General features: G+C 68.2%; 15 protein-coding genes and 1 pseudogene. 9 read left to right on the top strand and 7 right to left on the bottom strand.

From position 1 onward, the window contains the following. Nucleotides 1-215 precede the first annotated feature (215 nt). The gene (locus QF032_RS16490) at nt 216-1436 is read right to left on the bottom strand and encodes an acetyl-CoA C-acetyltransferase (RefSeq protein ID WP_307043541.1); all 1221 of its coding nucleotides are present in this window, start codon (nt 1434-1436) and stop codon (nt 216-218) included. Nucleotides 1437-1835: 399 nt separating this feature from the next. Then, complete coding sequence (locus QF032_RS16485) at nt 1836-2864, bottom strand: SGNH/GDSL hydrolase family protein (RefSeq protein ID WP_307043539.1); 1029 nt, start codon at nt 2862-2864, stop codon at nt 1836-1838. Between the two features lie 161 nt (nt 2865-3025). On the opposite strand from QF032_RS16485, the gene QF032_RS16480 reads away from it, so the two are divergent. After that, the gene (locus QF032_RS16480; RefSeq protein ID WP_057578588.1) at nt 3026-4414 is read left to right on the top strand and encodes a cystathionine beta-synthase; all 1389 of its coding nucleotides are present in this window, start codon (nt 3026-3028) and stop codon (nt 4412-4414) included. A gap of 449 nt (nt 4415-4863) precedes the next feature. Here the strand turns inward: QF032_RS16480 and QF032_RS16475 are convergent, their stop codons facing one another. Further along, on the bottom strand, nt 4864-5289 hold the full coding sequence (locus QF032_RS16475) for a hypothetical protein (RefSeq protein WP_307050130.1): 426 nt from the start codon (nt 5287-5289) through the stop codon (nt 4864-4866). A 235-nt stretch (nt 5290-5524) separates the two neighbouring features. On the opposite strand from QF032_RS16475, the gene QF032_RS16470 reads away from it, so the two are divergent. Then, nucleotides 5525-6067 carry a GNAT family N-acetyltransferase gene (locus QF032_RS16470; RefSeq protein ID WP_307056347.1) on the top strand — a complete coding sequence of 181 codons (543 nt, stop codon included), beginning with the start codon at nt 5525-5527 and terminating at the stop codon, nt 6065-6067. A 231-nt stretch (nt 6068-6298) separates the two neighbouring features. Here QF032_RS16470 and QF032_RS16465 read toward each other — a convergent pair whose 3' ends face one another. After that, nucleotides 6299-6805, bottom strand: coding sequence for a hypothetical protein (locus tag QF032_RS16465; protein WP_307056345.1), 507 nt, complete (start codon nt 6803-6805; stop codon nt 6299-6301). A gap of 471 nt (nt 6806-7276) precedes the next feature. Further along, complete coding sequence (locus tag QF032_RS16460) at nt 7277-8302, bottom strand: hypothetical protein (RefSeq protein ID WP_307056343.1); 1026 nt, start codon at nt 8300-8302, stop codon at nt 7277-7279. 122 nt (nt 8303-8424) lie between these two features. Here QF032_RS16460 and QF032_RS16455 point away from each other — a divergent pair, with 122 nt between their 5' ends. The 4 genes from QF032_RS16455 to QF032_RS16440 all read left to right on the top strand — a co-directional run bounded on the left by QF032_RS16455 (nt 8425) and on the right by QF032_RS16440 (nt 12438). Then, on the top strand, nt 8425-8733 hold the full coding sequence (locus QF032_RS16455; RefSeq protein ID WP_307056341.1) for a helix-turn-helix domain-containing protein: 309 nt from the start codon (nt 8425-8427) through the stop codon (nt 8731-8733). Then, nucleotides 8657-9250, top strand: a complete 594-nt coding sequence (locus tag QF032_RS16450; protein ID WP_307056339.1) for an ImmA/IrrE family metallo-endopeptidase — start codon at nt 8657-8659, stop codon at nt 9248-9250. Before QF032_RS16455 ends, QF032_RS16450 begins: the two co-directional genes overlap by 77 nt. Before the next feature lie 1884 nt (nt 9251-11134). Further along, the gene (locus QF032_RS16445) at nt 11135-11398 is read left to right on the top strand and encodes a helix-turn-helix transcriptional regulator (RefSeq protein ID WP_307056337.1); all 264 of its coding nucleotides are present in this window, start codon (nt 11135-11137) and stop codon (nt 11396-11398) included. Nucleotides 11399-11469: 71 nt separating this feature from the next. Then, nucleotides 11470-12438 carry a DUF6083 domain-containing protein gene (locus QF032_RS16440; RefSeq protein ID WP_307056335.1) on the top strand — a complete coding sequence of 323 codons (969 nt, stop codon included), beginning with the start codon at nt 11470-11472 and terminating at the stop codon, nt 12436-12438. A gap of 179 nt (nt 12439-12617) precedes the next feature. Here QF032_RS16440 and QF032_RS16435 read toward each other — a convergent pair whose 3' ends face one another. Continuing rightward, nucleotides 12618-12899, bottom strand: a complete 282-nt coding sequence (locus tag QF032_RS16435) for a hypothetical protein (protein ID WP_307056334.1) — start codon at nt 12897-12899, stop codon at nt 12618-12620. 75 nt (nt 12900-12974) lie between these two features. Here QF032_RS16435 and QF032_RS16430 point away from each other — a divergent pair, with 75 nt between their 5' ends. The 3 genes and pseudogenes from QF032_RS16430 to QF032_RS16420 all read left to right on the top strand — a co-directional run bounded on the left by QF032_RS16430 (nt 12975) and on the right by QF032_RS16420 (nt 17121). Then, the gene (locus tag QF032_RS16430) at nt 12975-14444 is read left to right on the top strand and encodes a UvrD-helicase domain-containing protein (protein ID WP_307060284.1); all 1470 of its coding nucleotides are present in this window, start codon (nt 12975-12977) and stop codon (nt 14442-14444) included. A gap of 882 nt (nt 14445-15326) precedes the next feature. Further along, a pseudogene (locus tag QF032_RS16425) lies at nt 15327-15473 on the top strand (IS110 family transposase); the annotation flags it as partial. 754 nt (nt 15474-16227) lie between these two features. Beyond that, entirely contained in the window at nt 16228-17121 is an 894-nt protein-coding gene (locus QF032_RS16420) for an IS5 family transposase (protein WP_307060282.1), read from the top strand. Here the strand turns inward: QF032_RS16420 and QF032_RS16415 are convergent. Next, a complete protein-coding gene (locus QF032_RS16415) occupies nt 17109-17576 on the bottom strand; it encodes a hypothetical protein (RefSeq protein WP_307056333.1) in 468 nt (155 codons plus the stop codon). The genes QF032_RS16420 and QF032_RS16415 overlap by 13 nt on opposite strands. Between the last annotated feature and the right edge of the window lie 50 nt (nt 17577-17626).

Raw genomic sequence — 17626 nt, 5'->3', positions numbered from 1 at the left:
TATCCAGCTGTCAGTGCGTAACGTCACGAAACGGGCAGGACTTTGGTCCTCCGGTTTACCGCCGAAAGGCGCTGAGCTGGGTGAACCCCTCCGGGGAGGGAGATAGGTCACATCCTGGGGGAGATTGGATCACAGAATGGCCCGGAGTCCGGGTGCTTTCCGGACTCCGGGCCATTTCGTCACAGCTGGTGCCGAAGCGGTCACTCAGGGGTGGTTCAGCTGAGGCGCTCGATGACCATGGCCATGCCCTGGCCGCCGCCGACGCACATCGTCTCCAGGCCGAACTGCTTGTCGTGGAACTGGAGGGAGTTGATGAGCGTGCCGGTGATGCGGGCGCCGGTCATGCCGAAGGGGTGGCCGACGGCGATGGCGCCACCGTTGACGTTCAGCTTGTCGAGATCGATGCCGAGGTCGCGGTAGGAGGGGATCACCTGGGCGGCGAACGCCTCGTTGATCTCGACCAGATCGATGTCGTCGATGGTGAGGCCGGCCCGGCGCAGGGCCTGGTTGCTCGCCTCGACCGGGCCGAGGCCCATGATCTCGGGGGAGAGGCCGGAGACGCCGGTGGACACGATGCGGGCGAGCGGGGTGAGGCCGAGCTCGCGGGCCTTGGTGTCGCTCATCACGACGACCGCGGCGGCGCCGTCGTTCAGCGGGCAGCAGTTGCCGGCGGTGACCAGGCCGTCGGGGCGGAAGACCGGCTTCAGGCCCTGGACGCCCTCGAGGGTGACGCCGGCGCGCGGGCCGTCGTCCTTGGAGACGACCGTGCCGTCGGGGAGCGTCACCGGGGTGATCTCGCGCTCCCAGAAGCCGTTCTTGAGGGCTTCCTCGGCGAGGTTCTGCGAGCGGACGCCGAACTCGTCCATGTCCTGGCGGGTCACGCCCTTCACGCGGGCGAGGTTCTCGGCCGTCTGCCCCATGGCGATGTAGGCGTCCGGGACGAGGCCGTCCTCGCGCGGGTCGTGCCAGGTGGTGCCCTCCTGGGCCGCGACGGCCGCGGTGCGGGCCTCCGCCTCGGCGAAGAACGGGTTGCGGGTGTCCGGCAGGCTGTCGGAGTTGCCTTTCGCGAACCGGGAGACCATCTCGACGCCCGCCGAGATGAAGACGTCGCCCTCGCCGGCCTTGATGGCGTGCAGCGCCATCCGGCTGGTCTGCAGGGAGGAGGAGCAGTAGCGGGTGATCGTGCAGCCGGGGAGGTGGTCCATCCCCATCTGCACGGCCACGATCCGGCCGAGGTTGTTGCCCTGCTCGCCGCCGGGCAGGCCGCAGCCGAGCATCAGGTCGTCGATGTCCCTCGGGTCGAGCTCGGGGACCTTGGCGAGGGCCGCCTGGATGATCGTGGCGGTGAGGTCGTCCGGGCGCAGGTCCTTCAGGGAGCCCTTGAAAGCGCGGCCGATGGGCGAGCGGGCGGTCGAGACGATGACGGCTTCGGGCATCACGGCTCCATTGGCGAGATTCGTACGGCGTCTGACGGGGACGGCTTCCTGGGAAGTTACCCGTACGTATGGGCTGGGTCACGGGGGTGGCGGTGTGACCCTGACCGCAATTTACTAAGCGCTTGCTTTTGCCTCCGGCGGTAGGGGCGGAATTGTGCGGGTGGGGCGCCGGACCCTGGGGGCTGCTGGGGGGCCGCTCCCCCAGACCCCCCCTTCGGCCCTGAAGGGGCCTTGTCCTCAAACGCCGGACGGGCTGATCGGTGGGCCGAGCCTCCGGCCGGCGGATAGGCGGATAGGCGGATAGGCGGACCGGCGGGATGGCGGGTCGGCGGGATGGCGAGTCGGCGAGGTGGCGGGATGGCGGGTCGGCGAGGTGGCTGGGTGGGTGTCGCCGGGGGGTCAGGCGTTCGTCGAGGAGGTCGGCTCCGATTCCGACACCCGCCGCCGCCGGCGGCGCTTGAGGAGGGCCCAGGGGCCTCGGGGGCCCGTCGGCATCGCGGCCGTCACCTCGGTACCGGGCTCCGAGGCCGCTTCCGCCGCCGCCCGGGCGACCGGGAGGAAGCCCTCGTGGCGGGAGGCGTCCGGGCGTTCCTCGTCGGCCGGCCAGAGGCCGAGGGCCGCGCAGACCGTGGGGAGGACCGCCATCGCGGCCGTCGCGTACCCCTCCGCCGACGGGTGGTAGTGGTCGGGGCCGAACAGCTCGCGCGGGTTCGCCTCGAACTCGGGGCCCAGGAGGTCGCCCAGCGACACCGTGCGGCCGCCCTGCTCGACCGTGCCGATCGTCTGGGCCGCCGCCAGCTGGCGGGAGGCCCGGCGGGCCAGCCAGCGCAGGGGCTGCTGGACCGGCTCGATGGTGCCCAGGTCCGGGCAGGTGCCGACGACGACCTCCGCACCGGCCGTGCGCAGCCGCCGTACCGCCGCGGACAGATGCCGCACCGAGCGGGTCGGAGGCATGCGGTGGGTCACGTCGTTCGCGCCGATCATGATCACGCAGACGTCGGGCGCCCCGTCGGTGTCCGACAGGACCAGCGCGACCTGGCGGTCGAGGTCGTCGGACTGGGCCCCGGGCAGCGCCACGTTGCGCAGCTCCACGGGGCGTTCGGCGACCGCCGCCAGCCCCGAGGCCAGCAGGGCCGCCGGCGTCTGACCCGAGCGGTGCACGCCCTGGCCTGCCGCCGTGGAATCGCCCAGCATGGTCAGCCGCAGCGGTTCCCTGCCGGGCCCGGGGGCGTCATAGGCGATGCCGTAGCGGCCGTCCGCCTGGGGGACGTGCGGATGCGCCCCGTTGTTCACCTGGCGCCGGGCCAGGCGCATCTCCGCCAGCACCAGGCCGGCCGCCGCCGCGCCGGCCAGCCCGAGTCCGCCGCCGCCGTAGGCCGCGCCGGCCGCGATGCGCCGGGCCACTCTCGCCCTCGACATGCTCGTCATCCCTCGACGCCACCTCCTCGTGTCCGTACACCCACTCCTTGCCCCGTACGGACGGTCGCCCAATCTCGACGAGGTGTGAACATGCCGCTCCGGTCAGAGCCCGCCCCGTACTCTGGCGGCACCACTACGACCACTGTTTTTGAAAGCAACCGGAGACAACGGTGCAATTCCACGACTCGATGATCAGCCTCGTCGGCAACACCCCGCTGGTGAAGCTCAACAGCGTGACCAAGGGCATCCGGGCGACCGTCCTGGCCAAGGTGGAGTACTTCAACCCGGGCGGCTCCGTGAAGGACCGCATCGCCCTGCGCATGATCGAGGCCGCCGAGCAGAGCGGGGAGCTGAAGCCCGGCGGCACGATCGTCGAGCCGACCAGCGGCAACACCGGTGTCGGGCTCGCCATCGTGGCCCAGCAGAAGGGGTACCACTGCATCTTCGTGTGCCCCGACAAGGTGTCGACGGACAAGATCAACGTGCTGCGGGCCTACGGCGCCGAGGTCGTCGTCTGCCCGACCGCCGTGGACCCCGAGCACCCGGACTCCTACTACAACGTCTCCGACCGCCTGGTGCGTGAGACGCCGGGCGCGTGGAAGCCGGACCAGTACTCCAACGCGAACAACCCGCTCTCCCACTACCACTCCACCGGCCCCGAGCTGTGGGAGCAGACGGAGGGGCGGATCACCCACTTCGTGGCGGGCGTCGGCACGGGCGGCACCATCTCGGGCACCGGCCGCTATCTGAAGGACGCCAGCGAGGGCCGGGTCCAGGTCGTCGGTGCCGACCCGGAGGGGTCCGTGTACTCCGGCGGGTCCGGCCGGCCGTACCTCGTCGAGGGCGTCGGCGAGGACTTCTGGCCGACCGCCTACGACCGCACGGTCGCCGACGAGATCGTCGCGGTGTCCGACAAGGACTCCTTCCAGATGACCCGCCGGCTCGCGAAGGAGGAGGGCCTGCTGGTGGGCGGCTCCTGCGGGATGGCCGTCGTGGCCGCCCTGCGCGTCGCCGAGCGGCTCGGCCCGGACGACGTCGTGGTCGTCCTGCTGCCCGACAGCGGCCGCGGCTACCTCAGCAAGATCTTCAACGACGAGTGGATGGCCGACTACGGCTTCCTCGAGGACGAGGGTCCCAGCGCCCGCGTCGCCGACGTCCTCAACGACAAGGTGCACGGCGCCATCCCGTCCCTCGTCCACATGCACCCGGACGAGACCGTCGGCGAGGCCATCGAGGTGCTGCGCGAGTACGGCGTCTCGCAGATGCCGATCGTGAAGCCGGGCGCCGGGCACCCCGACGTCATGGCCGCCGAGGTCGTCGGGTCGGTCGTGGAGCGGGAGCTGCTCGACGCGCTGTTCACCCAGCGGGCCTCCCTCGGCGACCCGCTGGAGAAGCACATGTCCGCGCCGCTGCCGCAGGTCGGCTCCGGTGAGCCGGTCGGCGACCTGATGTCCGTGCTCGGCACGGCCGACGCGGCAATCGTCCTCGTCGAGGGCAAGCCCACCGGGGTCGTCAGCCGCCAGGACCTGCTGGCCTTCCTGGCCAAGGGCGGGAAGTGACGTTTGCGTGACGGGGGCCGTGATTGCGGGGAAACCTGCGGTGAACGGCCCCTCGGGGCGCTGAACTTCCGTTTCCCCACCGAAGTGGTGGACTTCGCGGAAGTGGTACGCGCGCGTCACGTCCACGCAGCACCCGGTTAACACGCGTCCGGCATATTTGTGGATGTCGGCAGGGAGCGGCTCCCCGGCCGGCACCGAAACGGCGTCACGGACCTCCGGAGCGGCTCCCGGACCTTCCACCGACGCCACGGACGCGGCGACCCGGCCTGACCCGGCCCGCGTCCCTCGCGGGGACCGCCGTCGTCCCGCCCCCCGGTAACGGGGGTGCGGCGGTCCCCGCGCACACCTCTTCGCCGTCACCTTCCCCGTGCGCTGCCGTCCCCGCGCACGGCCTTCGCCTCACGTCTCCCCCCGCACGCCCTCGGCCCGAGGACGCCTCGTGGCGCCGCTCACTCCTCCCAGTCGCCGTCCTTGGAGGAGCGGCGCCGGCCGACGAAGAGACCGGGGTTGCTGCGGGCGGCCTGGACCACGTTGACGCCCACGATGCCCACCCAGGAGACGATCAGGCCCGGCAGGCCCTCGACGCCCACGCCGATCGCGGACAGCGGGACCGCCAGCACCAGCGAGACGATGCCGAAGCCGAAGCGCTCGCCCCACGAGTCCGTCGCCTTCGGCGAGCGGGAGTCGCGGGCCGCCGCCATCTGCCGCTCCGCGAACTGCCGCCGCACCCGGCGCTCCACCGCGCCGTCGATGCGCTGGTCGACCTTCTCCAGGAACGACTCCACCAGCGCGGACTCGTACTCCTCGCCGAGTTCCCTGCGGGTCTGCAGGGTGGCGTCCAGGTCCTTCTTCAGGTCCGTGTCCCGCGCTTCCATGGTGGTCTCCCGTCCCGTCATGGGCACCAGGCTAGAGAGCGCGCCCGCCCGTCGCACTGGGGATAGCCCCCGTCTCCGGGGTCGGGGCCGCCGGGGCGTCCCGTCCGTGCACGGGCGACGCGTCCGCGGCGTGAGGCCGACGCCGCCGCCGGGATCCGGCCGACCGGCGACTGCACAGGGGGTCAGTCCCCGGTTAGGCTGCTCCGTCCTGAACAGGCCCGGGAGGTCCTCCACCATGAGCAGCACGCCGTCCTTTCCCGACCGGATCGAGCTCGTGGGCGAGGACCTCGTCCTGCGTGACTGGACGGAGGCGGACCTGGCGGCGATGCCCGATCTGTTCGACCACCCCGACATCGCCTACTGGACGCCGATCGTCTCCCCCTTCGACGCGGCGGCCGCCCGCGCGCGGCTGGACCGGGCCCGTCGGCTGCGGGCGGAGGGCACGACCGTCCTGCTCGCCATCACCGTCGACGGCCACGCGCCCCTCGGCGAGGTGATGCTGCGCCGGGCGGCCGAGGGCGCGGAGATCGGTTACGCGGTCGGCCCGGCGCACCGCGGCCGGGGGCTGGCCGTGCGGGCGGTGCGGGTCATGGCCGCGTACGCCTTCGAGCGGCTGGACGTGGCACAGGTGGTCCTGGAGGTGGAGGCCGAGAACGCCGCGAGCGTCGCCGTGGCCACCAGGGCGGGCTTCCGCCTGCTCGACGTCCCGCTGATCGAGGGGGAGGAGAAGGGGCGGCCCTACGCCCTGCAGACCTGGGGCCTGCGGCGCTCCGCCTGACCCGCCTGGCGGCCTGTTCTGCCTGACCCGCCTGGCGGCCTGTCCGGTCCGAGCTGTCCGAGCCGACTGATCCGGCGGACGGGTGAGAGCCGCCGCTGGAAACGAGAGTTGACAAGGCCTCTGACCTGCCCACTATCACTTAGATGAACATCGAAGTGGCGCGAGTTCGGGTCGCTGTAAATGAGAGTGGGCTGACCAGCGCCTATCGAGGGGAACGGCCTTGGCATGTCTTCATAGGTGACGGCGCATCACTTCGATGCAGGCTGCCCGAGCTTCGTTTGATCGATCCCGGGGATAGGCCGCGCCAAGGTTCATTCCGTTGTCGGTCGTGATCGGCTGCTGCTGCCATGCCAGGCTCATCTGCGCGCCGGCTTCCGCTCGCGCGGTGGCCACGAGGGTCGCGTACGGGCCCGCGACGGCCGATGCCTCGATTTGGAGCCAGGCTTGATGGAAGGCCATGCGGGCCAGTAGTCCGCTGACTTCGTCGGTGAGTTGTTGCCGTACGGCGGATGAGGACTCGGGGCGGCGTCGTATCCGGTACGGCATTTCCAGGTACTCCTCGACCGCTGTCAGGGCCTCGGCGAAGGTCTCGGCCCGGTGTTCCTTGCGTACGGCCCGTTGGTTGAGGGCGTACGTCAGCAAGGCGCCGAAGAGGGCGATGAAGGGGACGATCAGCGCGGTGGTCTGGGCCCAGGTCCAGCCGGTGTCCGTCGCTTGTGCCGCTGCGATGATCGCCACGCACCACTCTCCGGCATGCCGTGAGGCGCATCCTCTACCAGCCACTGGCCGCCGTGCTCACCGCCGGTGAGCCGCCAGTAGTGTTCGAGGAACAAGTGTGTGCGGACTATCTCGATGAGGTCCAGCAGTCCTTTCGAACTCGTCCAGCGTCGTTCCTCCGGATCGAGCGGATACCAGAGGCAGAGGGCGGCGTCGCGCGAGTACCGGTGCTTGGACGGGGCTCCAGGCTTGGCGTGAACGCGTGGGAAGTCCTGAGGCAGTTGGCCGTAGGTCGGGTAGGGCGGGTTCTGGTAGAAGCGGATCTGGACGTCGATCGAATCGGGTTCGCCTGTGACGTCGAGTCCGGCGAGTTCGTACGTCAGTGAGTCGCGGCGGTAGGCGTGGCGGAGAGCGTTGCCGAAATGTCGCCGGGCGTCTCGTTCGAGTGGAGCCCACCACACCGGCTGGGCCCCGTACCAGACCGACATGACGTCAATCTCCCCAGGCGCGGGTCGGGGTGACGAGTCCCGTGGAAAGTCCGAGACCGGTAGCGGCCGTGCCGCCCGAGCGGACGGTCCTCGTAAGGCGATCGGCTTCTTCCTGCGTGCCGTCCGCGTCGGGCACGAGTTCCGGTAGGACCTGGTGCAGCGCGTGCTGCGCGCTGAGCGGGCGTCCCGCCTTCTCGTGCTCGATCGCGAGTGCGACGTACTTCCGGGCGATGCAGAGCCGCTTGTGCACTTCGGTGCGCGGCATGTTGAGAGGGATCGGGCCGGCCACGTGGGCCGGGTCGGGCGTCGGGCCCTTGTCGATCTCGTCCGCCGCGTAGGTGAAGAAGATCTGCAGCGCGTTGATCAGCGGCATGGGCTCGTCGAGGCAGCCGAGGCAGAGGGCCTTGATGTTCCAGGAGCACATGGGCTTGCTGTGGGTGCCGTTCCAGTGCTTCAGCAGCCGGACCGTACGCGCGAAGACCACCCTCGTGTCCTCAATGGCCTGGAGCACCATCCGCGTGTGCCTGATCGGATCGGCACGGTCCCACTGGTCCGCGATCTTCGTGTTCGGGATGTACAGCCCACGGCCCGAGGGGTGTGGGATCGCGGTCATCACGTCCGCCGTGAAGTCGTCCTGCCCCGGCGTGACCGGGTCACCGAAGCGAACGAGGACGGCGCGGCGCCGACCTTCGACTTCGATGGTGAGCTTGGGGAACTCGTCCTCGAGATCCTCGCGGATGGCGTCGCGGGCGATCTCCATCAAGGGCCGGGCGCTCTTCTTGCCGGGGCCGTACGGTTCGGCGCTCTTCTTCGTGAGGACGACGCCGAGGTCGACGTCGGTCAGGGGCGTGTTGGCGTCACCGTGCGCGACGCTCCCATTGAAGTAGGTGGTGGAGCCCGAGAAGGCTCGGCGCACGGACCCAGCGAGGAGTCTGCGGCGGCGCTTGGCCTCGGCGAGTTCCTCGTCGGTCACTTGGATCTTGCGGCGTCCTTCGTCGAGGAGCTGCGCAAGGGACTCCTTTCGAACCATCGGTACCTCTCTCCTGCTCAGACCCTCCAGATTCCAGTCTAGCGAACCATATGGAATCCATTCTAAGCAACAGTGTTTGTGAGACTGGAACTCGGGCTGTGAGTGCGAGAGGATGCGAACAGATGGACGGGTTCTACGAGAGGTTCGGGGAGCGGGTCCGGAAGGCGCGTGCCGCTCTAGGGATGAACCAACAGGAGTTGGGGAGCGCCGTGGGGCTGAATCGCACGTCGATCAGCAACATTGAGAAGGGGCGTCAGAGGGTCGCGTTGCACATGCTCTTCGAGTTCGCTGACGTGCTCCAGGTGGAGCCTGAGTCGCTCCTGCCGGCTCCTGGCGGACGCTCGGACGTCCTGGATGAGTTGCCGGAAGATGCGCGCGATTGGGCGCAGAGCGTATTGGCCAAGGTGCGGAGGGAGGCAGGACATGGCTAGACGGGCAGAACAAGCTGCCAGTCGCCTTCTCGCAGAGGCGGGTGAGACTGCGGCTCCGGTGAATGTAGAGAGATTGGCTGTCCACCTAGGTGTCGTGATCTCCCGGAGCGCGTTCCGGGACGGGGATGTTTCCGGGATGCTTGTACGCCAGGATGGCCAGTCGCCGGTGGTTGGCGTCAACGATGCGCACTCCTCTCATCGCCAGAGGTTCACGATCGGTCATGAACTCGGGCACCTGCTCCTGCACCCAGGGCGTGAAGTCGTGCTGGACCGGCCTGTGCGGGTGAACCTTCGGGACAAGACCTCCAGCATGGCGACCGACCGTGAGGAGATCGAAGCGAACGCTTTCGCGGCCAGTCTGCTGATGCCCGCTGATCTCGTCCGGTCGGAGCTTCAGCGGCTTCCTGCGGCAGTGCGACAAGACCCGGATGGTTGCGCTGCCGCCCTGGCCCCACTCTTTGAGGTCAGTGATTCGGCGATGGGCTTCCGTTTGATCAATCTCGGTCTCGTCAGCTGACTCATGGCCGGGATGTCGCGCGCGAGAACTCGCTTCTGCGGCTGCCTCTAGCATTGGGTTATAGGCAGCCGCAGTGTGGTCAGCATGTATTCCGACGGGGGTGGTCCACATAGGTGTAGAGCCAGTCAAGAAGAGGCGGGATTACTTTACCAAGCCGGTCAAGGATGCACTCGCGGCCAGGGTGGCCTTCAGGTGCAGCAACCCTGACTGTCGGGCCGTGACCTCAGGCCCCAAGCTTCAGGCGAGCGGGGCTGTCAATCTTGGCGTGGCGGCTCATATCGCTGCGGCCAGTCCGGGTGGGCCCAATTGAGCCGACATCTTTGACAGTGAAGGCGACGTCAGTGCTGCCATCCGGTACGTGCAGAGGGACTCGAACTCGCAGAGACGACGTACAACCGGCGTTTTATCGCACATTCGACGGGCGCCTACGGACGGTACTTGCCGGGGACATCGCGACGGAGCAGAAGATGTCAGCCCGATTGCAGCGCGCAGAGTGGCTCATCGAAACCGGATCAGCGTCCCGCGCCAGTTCAGACCTGGAATCGGTGCGTTGCCGCGGAGCGAAAGTTCGCCGCCGTTGAAAGCGAAGCTAGAGAAACTTCTCTCTCAACTTCCAGAGTGCTCGCCGGAGTAACGGGGATGTGCCTCCCTGATCGAAAATCTTCGATGATCCTGTCACTGCTCTGAATCAATGCCCTGAAATGCTGACACCAGCGTCCAATGTAGATCTTCGGCTGATTTCCCTATGGTCCATTCACTTAGGACTTCTTTCGTTGTCAGATACTTCACTACGGCAAGGAATGTGGAGCTAGGAAGCCCGCATTCTCGCGCCAACTGCTCTACTTCGGCCGTCCCATGTAGTCCTCCCGGACCAGAGTGAGCCGCGAGACACAGAGTCACGAGCCGAGGCGAAGGCTTGGAATGCGCACGGATGGAGCAGGTAAGGCGCAGGGCCCAGTCAGCGGCGCGGAGCCGGTCTGGCCGCGCCGGGTGCTGTGAGAGCAAGCCCCTGTCGAGCAGTTGCACTCTCGCCACACGACGGTCAGTTGGCGAAGTGTGTGGGAGCACGCGCAACCACCATGCCTGTTTGAGCTCCACCCACGGATCCGTGGACGCTCCCAAACGAAGGCTTCGCAGCAGACCGTGGGGGAAGTGCACCTCAGCTGAATCATTCATGCGCAGCGCGCACTGCAACGCGATCAGTCGGGCGGCGGCTCCCGTGTCCGCAGGCAGGGCGGCGGCGAGGTAGCTGAGTATCTCGCGTACGCGGGATTGGCTGCCGGGCCCTCTGGGTGGGCGTGGTCTGGGTCGAGCGTTCGTGCGGCTGGTCGGTGATGTCGTCGCGGTCAGGATCGTGTCGGGAACTACGGCGGCCTCCGGGGTGGCTGCGGCGCAGGCCGTGCATGCGTCAGTCAGCCGCCACAGGCGTCCGCCACGTTCGCGCGCGAGCAGGAGCAGGATGGGACCCTGACATCCCCGGTGGCGGCGGTGCCAGCAGCAGCCCCGCTCCTGACACTGACAGGTCCGCAGGTGGGTCGGCAGGGGAGCTCCGCGGGCGTGCTGAGCGAGGTGGGCCATAAGCTCGGCCCGGGCCGAGGGGCCGTTGACCGGTCGGCCGCTGTGGGTGCAGTGCTGGCACACGAGGACTGGGCCGCCAGGCTGCGGGCGAAGTTCCACTGTCCAGGTGCGTCGCACTTTGGAGTGGGCGAAGTGGAGCCTCATGGCGCGTGCGCTCCTCCTGTCGTTTCCGCGCCGGCCCCCGTCGGGCTGGGATCGGCCGCACACGGTAGTGCAGACTTCTGCCCTTTGCTTGGTTGCTGACGGGCGGAAATAGGGCAGAGGTCTGCACTGACAGGGCAGGTGTCTGCACCGTCGGATGGTCGGGTGACGATCTTCCCGCCCGATCCGGACTTCGAGGCTCTGCGTCTGGAGCTCGCCCGGCTGCGTGCGGCGCGGGGATGGACGTACGACGAGCTGGCCGCCCGGAGCGGCCTGGCCAGAAGGACTCTGATCGAGATCGAACAAGGTCGCACCATCGGCACCCTTAAGACGTGGCACGCCCTGGCCCACGCGCTCAGCACTCCGCTCGACGAGCTCTTCGGGGCCCTCTGTCGTGGGCACGAACCCCCTCCCCGGGCGAGCGACTGACAGGCTTCGGGGCCCGCGCGGCGAACCACTCGATCAGGCGGCCCAGCGTGAACCCCTGAGCGAAGATCCGAATGCATGTCGCCCCGCATGGGGCCGTTCGGTGGACGTATCGGCCGGGACGTCGCCCGCGCGGCGTGTTGCCTGGCACCTTCCCCCACATGCGCCCCTCATCTGCACTCCGGCATTGGGACGGAAGTCCCCTTCAGGCCCACCCGCGACGGTCACTGCGTGTCGAGACCGACAGTCCCACCCGGCTTCTGCGCTGTGCTCAGCGCGCCCGTTGCCGCGAGTGCGGCAATCCGATCGAGTGGTACCACCGCGTCCGTGACCGTCCCGTCCGCCTGCACCCGAGGGAGCTGCCTGCGGCCGAGGTGCCCGCCTCCCACCGCTGGCATGTCAGCTCCGGCCTCGCGCATCCCGCCGGAGACGGCACCGCCTGGTGCCGACTGGCGCACGCCGTCGTCTGCCCAGCCCGCGATTCCGCCTCCGTCGTCGCTCCCGCGCTGACTGGGCTGCGTCGGGCGCTGGCTGTGAACACGCGCCGCCTGACGGACGCCGGTGCTTTCACTCCAACCCCAGACTCGGACCGGCCGGCCGAGCGGCAGGACGCATGTCGACCAGCCAGGCCCATCGTCCAGATCCTGTACGTCCGCTACCTCGCCGCACGTCCCGTGGACGAGATCCAGTGTGTCGCCCAGACACGGCATCGTGACCGCTGTGCCTCCAGGATGCTCGCTCCGGGCGGCCCGGCGGGAGTCTGGAGCCTGGTCCCGGCAACAGCCACCCAAGGGCAACTAGCCCTTCCATCCGAGGCGATGGCTCTGTATGACCTCTCTTGCCTGCCCTACGCCGAGCAGTTGCGCTGGCGCACACAGCGCTGTCCGCGGCATGCCGCTGCTCCAACGGCGGCTGACCTCGCAATGACCGACTGGGAACCTTTCGACCCGCTCATCCACCACGCCCACGTATACGCTCGGCTGCCGACCCGCGGCCGTAGGCCGGGACCGCACGGCGATCCGCGGGAGGCGACCCCGCGATGAAGCGGCAGCATGCCGTCGAAATCATCCTGACAAGGCCCGCCACCTGCGGAGAGCTGCGGCGAGCCTGCCGTGCGGTGCCGTTCGCGGCGAACGCTGACCGCACCCGCCTCATGGCCGTGCGCCGAGCCAAGTCGCCTGGACGCGCACTGCGGTCCCTTCGTCACGACCTCGATCGGTTACTACCCATCGACGTGCTGACGACTCACTACCCCGACCACTCTGGCAAGGTCCTGCTCAACCTCGCTCTTCCTGAGACCACATGCTCTGCGATTCGCGAGGCAGCGGCAGCCCGACGGCAGAAGCCTGCAGACTTCCTCGGTCGAGCCGTCGTAGCGGCCCTTGAACGGAATGAGAAGGCCCGCACGCGTCAGCTGGCCGGGCAGCTTGAGAGCCTCCTCGTCCACCACGCCCCTGATGAGGTACTGGCCTGCACGGCCCGGGCCCTGCTCCGCATCCTTCACCCGGCCTCTTCTCACTCCTACGGCGCGGACCTCTCTCACACCGCCCCTTAACCCATGTCCTCCACGGAGCACCTGTTGCAGACGCCCACCGACGAACAGACCCACGCCATCGATGCCTTCCGCGACGGTCACCACCTGGTACTGCAGGCGGGTGCCGGCACCGGCAAGACCAGCACACTGGGCCTGCTCGCTGCGAGTACTGGACGCCATGGCCGCTATCTCGCCTTCAACAAGGACATCGCGCGCGATGCCGCGGTCCGCTTCCCACACTCCGTGCTGTGCAAGACGGCCCACGCCACGGCCTACGCCGCCCTCGGTCACCGCTACGCACGCCGTCTCAACTGTCCCCGCCAGCCCGCATGGCGGATCGGACACGCCCTCGGAATCAGCTCACCCGTCCGCATCGGCAATCACGAGATCGGCCCCAGGACTCTGTCCCACGCCGTGCTGCGCACTGTGACCCGCTTCTGCCAGTCCGCCGACCGAGATCTGACACCCCATCACGTACCGTCCCTGCGCAGGATTGAGGGGCCAGACGAACGCTCCCAACTTGCCGACGAGGTCATGCCGTTCGCACAGAGGGCCTGGGCCGATCTCCAGAACCCCGAGCAAGGCGTGGTCCGCTTTGAGCACGACCACTACTTGAAGATGTGGGCCCTGACCGAGCCGAAGATCGAGGCCGACTTCCTCTTCCTCGACGAGGCCCAGGACACCAACCCCGTCCTCGAGCAGGTCTTCGCGGCTCAACGAGGTCACGCCCAGCTGGTCATGGTCGGCGACTCCGCCCAAGCCATCTACGGGTGGCGCGGGGCCCGGGACGTGATGACCGGCTTCGACGCCACCCACCTCACCTTGACCCGCTCCTTCCGCTTTGGCCCGCTCCTCGCCGAAGAAGCCAACCGGTGGCTCGCGTTCACCGACGCACCGATTCGGCTGACCGGCACCGAGACCATTCCGACGAAGGTCGGACTGGTCGCATGTCCGGACGCAGTGCTGTGCCGCACCAACATCGGCGCCATGACCGAAGTCATGAGGCAGCTGGAAGCCGGCCGGCGGGTGGCTCTGACCAGGGGAGGACAGACACTCAACGCGCTGGCCCTCGCCGCCCGGGACCTAAAAGACGGCCGGCACACCTCCCACCCCGAACTGGTGCTCTTCGCCTCATGGGGTGAGCTGCAGGAGTACGCGGAATACGATCCCGCCGGCCGAGATCTCCAGCCGTTCGTGGAGCTTGTCGACACCCACGGGCCCGAGGCCATCATCGCTGCCGTCGACGCGCTGACCGACGAAGACGATGCCGAAGTCACGGTCTCCACCGCTCACAAGGCAAAAGGCCGGGAGTGGCCCGAAGTCAGAATCGCCGACGACTTTCCCCCACCGCCGGACAGCGACCAGCTGGACGACAGCGGCCGTCCGATCCCAGAACCGGTGAGCGACACGGACGCACGCCTTGCCTACGTCGCCGTCACTCGCGCCCGCCGCCGACTGGACCTCGGAGGGCTGGCATGGATCGAGAACCAATCAGCTGCTGTCGACGCCGTATGACGAGCCGAACCACGGGGCTGGTCCGTGACTCAGTCGGGGCCTCATGCCTACGAGTGCCTGAGGTACGGCCATGGGATCAGCGCGGTCGGGCGGACCAGCGTGCAGACAGAGCTTCGGTGGCCGCTCGGGGACAGCCTGCGGCATAGTGGTCAAGCGGCCGTGGTTGTCGTTCAGCTGGCTGGCTCTCGCCGCTTTGGTGGTAGCCGCCCAGCACTGGGTGTCCCAGCCGTGGTCGGCGGCCGCTTACCCCATCGCGCCGATCGTCGCACTCTGGCTCTACAACCGGGCAACTCACGGGAACTAAGCCAAGGAGCTTGAGGCTGTCAGTCGGCTCGGCGACGGGGTGAGCCAGCCGCGTTCCTCATGGGATGCCGCGGCAGAAGGGGAGGGAGAATGTGGGAGGTTGTGGGTGACGGGGTGTTGCTGGTAGCGGGAGTACTGATCGTCTGTACAGGGTGCTGGTCCTGGCGCTGGCCGGAGAGGGTCCGCGGTTTGATGGCAGGCGCCCCAGTGTGGTTGATGCGTTGCTCCGCCGTCGGTTTCGTGCTGACAGGCTGCGCAGTCGGTGCGTTCGGCGGCTTCGACCTTGCAGACCGCCGGTCGGAGTGGCTGGTTGGCCCCCTCCGCGCAGGCGGCGTGCTGCTCGTGGTCTTCTCGATGGTGGGCGCAGTGGCCCTTCGGCAGAGGAAGCACGATGCCTCATAGCGGCGGCTGGTCGTCGGGCTTCCACAACAGGTGGGAGGCGCACACCAGCGCTTTCTGATGCGCTTGCGGCGCTGCTTTGAGCAAGTGCTCAAGGTGTGAAGCGGGACGATTACGCCATAGCCGATCGCCCAGCCGCCGGCCGCTGTCCGTATGAAAGCCAAAACGAGAAAAGTCCTAGCCCTGCGCATGGCCGCCAGGCTGATCGACGAGGTCTTCGACGCCCTCGACGAGCAGACCGTCGTCGTCCCGGGCACCGGCACTCTCGACATCGTGATCCCCTCCCTGGCCCGCTCGCTCCGCGCCGTCCACGAACAACGCCGGGCCAGAAGCCCAGATCAGCGCCTGGCGGCACCTTCTACGAACCCCGCCCTGCTGAAGTAGCCGTCGCATGACCAGCGCAGGCAGGACATAGAGGCACCCCCCGAAGGCAGCGGGAAACGGCAGTAGAAAGAACAGGAAGAGGCTGCCGGGCGTGGCCGCACAGCCACGCCCGGCAGGCTCGTTCAGCGCGTAGCGCTGGCTTTGATTGGCATCATCGCCACGGCGCCGGTGTCGCCAGCGGCACCGGCGCGGGTACGGCGTTCCGGATTCGTCACTTCGAAGGGGATATCTTCCTCCTCCACGAACGGTACGCCAGCCAGCATGCATAGCCGATCGCCGCCCCGAAGGCCGCTGGCGCCCACACAGGAAGGCTGCGCCCAAAAATGACCCCAATAGCCGTCATGGATACAATGCAGAAACCCACTCCGACATAATTTTGGAGTTTACTTTCTCCCGACTTTGGCCGGTCACTCATCCGTCGTGAACTCCTCATTTGCTCAGTCCTCTCCAGCTCCAGCCGCGGACCGCCATGTCAGAACGCGATCTACGAGTCACGCGGCCAACTGCCAGTGTGCGGGCTTGGGTTACCGTTGCCAGCGGCGGGCCGCTATGCCCGTGCCGCAACCTATACCGGCCGCGTACCACGACCGGTGGGCAGCCTTGGTCGCTCATGCAACCAATCCATTCCCGGCGTCGCCGAAGAAGCAGGCTTGGACGTAGGGGTTGTGGTAATACCGCCTGAGACCGCGTTGGAGATCTGCCGTACCTTGGGTCGGGAGGCGAGCCCTGCGTGAGTGGTGCCGTGGGTGGGTATCCGTCGGATTTGACGGACGAGCAGTGGGCGCTGGTCGAGCCGTTGCTGCCAGCGGCGAGGGTGGGACCGAAGGGTGGGCGGCGGGAGAAGCATCCGCGGCGGCGGATCGCGGAGGCGATCTTCTATGTGGTCCGGACCGGGTGCGCCTGGCGGCAGCTGCCGAAGGACTTCCCGCCCTGGCCCACCGCCTACTGGTACTTCACCTGGTGGCACGACGACGGCACCGTCGAGCGCATCCACGATGCCCTGCGCGGCAAGGTTCGCAAAGCCGACGGCAGGAATGCCGAACCGACTGCCGCGCTGATCGACTCCCAGTCCGTCCGCACCGCAGATACCGTCCTGGCCGCAACCAGGGGTTTCGACGCGGGGAAGAAAGTGAAGGGCCGCAAGCGGTTCATCGTCACCGACACCCTCGGCCTCCTCCTGGCCGTGCACGTCGTCGCGGCCAACGTCCAGGACCGCGACGGTGCCCGTCGCTCGCTGCTGTGGACCCGGCTCGACCACCCGAGTGTTCAGAAGATCTGGGCGGACCAGGGCTTCGCCGGCCGCTTGGTCGACTGGACCGCCCATGTCCTCGGACGCGAGCTGGACATCGTGCGCAAAGACCCAGGCCAGCGCGGCTTCCGGGTCCAGCCCAAGCGTTGGGCCGTCGAACGCACCTTCTCGTGGCTCATCGCACACCGACGTCTTGCACGGGACTACGAGACCAACCCGGCCTACGCGGAGACGATGATCCGCTGGGCGATGATCGGCGTGATGGTGCGCCGGCTCTCCCGGGGCCGGGCAGCCGTCCGGAGCGGTCCGCGGCTCCTCGCTGGCTCGGCTCAGGTGTCGTAGCAACCGTCCCAGGGCGCGTTGAAGCCCAGACCGTCGGGATAGAACTCGACCCACACACCGTCATCCTCCTCGTCCACGTCTTCCTCCACGACCAGGCCGAACAGGGCTCCCTCGAACCGGACCTCGAAGGGCGCGATCGCAATGTCCTGGTACTGCCGCTCCGGCAGAGCGTCCAGCCACTGGGCAAGCAGCAGCCGGGCTGCGTCGATCGCCTTCTTCTCGCCGTCCGCCGTGGTGCCGGTGAACTGGATACGCGAGTCCAGGTGCCGGCCAGCCCCGTCGAACCGATGGAGCACGGCACACCAACGTTTCTGGGACTGCCAGTCGTCGCCGCTCCAGCCCTCGGGGAAGGCCGCAGTGACCGAGGCGAAGAACTGGCCGCCCTGCCACCGCCCGATGGTGCTCGTGCGGTAGTCAGGTTCATGCCTGATGGGGATGACCTGGGGAACGCTCATGGGCGGAACCATAGGCGCTACCTGGGACAACAGGCGCTCATGACCCTGTC

The organism is Streptomyces achromogenes (assembly GCF_030816715.1).
Taxonomy (GTDB): domain Bacteria; phylum Actinomycetota; class Actinomycetes; order Streptomycetales; family Streptomycetaceae; genus Streptomyces; species Streptomyces achromogenes_A.
The sequence above is the reverse complement of the archived record's forward strand: the minus strand, read 5'-3'. Positions and strand labels throughout refer to the sequence as shown.

Excerpts from the sequence above, each read along its gene's own strand:
- QF032_RS16490 (WP_307043541.1), bottom strand. The coding sequence starts at position 1,436 with ATGCCCGAAGCCGTCATCGTCTCGACCGCCCGCTCGCCCATCGGCCGC.
- QF032_RS16485 (WP_307043539.1), bottom strand. The coding sequence starts at position 2,864 with ATGACGAGCATGTCGAGGGCGAGAGTGGCCCGGCGCATCGCGGCCGGC.
- QF032_RS16475 (WP_307050130.1), bottom strand. The coding sequence starts at position 5,289 with ATGGAAGCGCGGGACACGGACCTGAAGAAGGACCTGGACGCCACCCTG.
- QF032_RS16470 (WP_307056347.1), top strand. The coding sequence starts at position 5,525 with ATGAGCAGCACGCCGTCCTTTCCCGACCGGATCGAGCTCGTGGGCGAG.
- QF032_RS16460 (WP_307056343.1), bottom strand. The coding sequence starts at position 8,302 with ATGGTTCGAAAGGAGTCCCTTGCGCAGCTCCTCGACGAAGGACGCCGC.
- QF032_RS16455 (WP_307056341.1), top strand. The coding sequence starts at position 8,425 with ATGGACGGGTTCTACGAGAGGTTCGGGGAGCGGGTCCGGAAGGCGCGT.
- QF032_RS16450 (WP_307056339.1), top strand. The coding sequence starts at position 8,657 with ATGAGTTGCCGGAAGATGCGCGCGATTGGGCGCAGAGCGTATTGGCCA.
- QF032_RS16440 (WP_307056335.1), top strand. The coding sequence starts at position 11,470 with ATGCATGTCGCCCCGCATGGGGCCGTTCGGTGGACGTATCGGCCGGGA.
- QF032_RS16415 (WP_307056333.1), bottom strand. The coding sequence starts at position 17,576 with ATGAGCGTTCCCCAGGTCATCCCCATCAGGCATGAACCTGACTACCGC.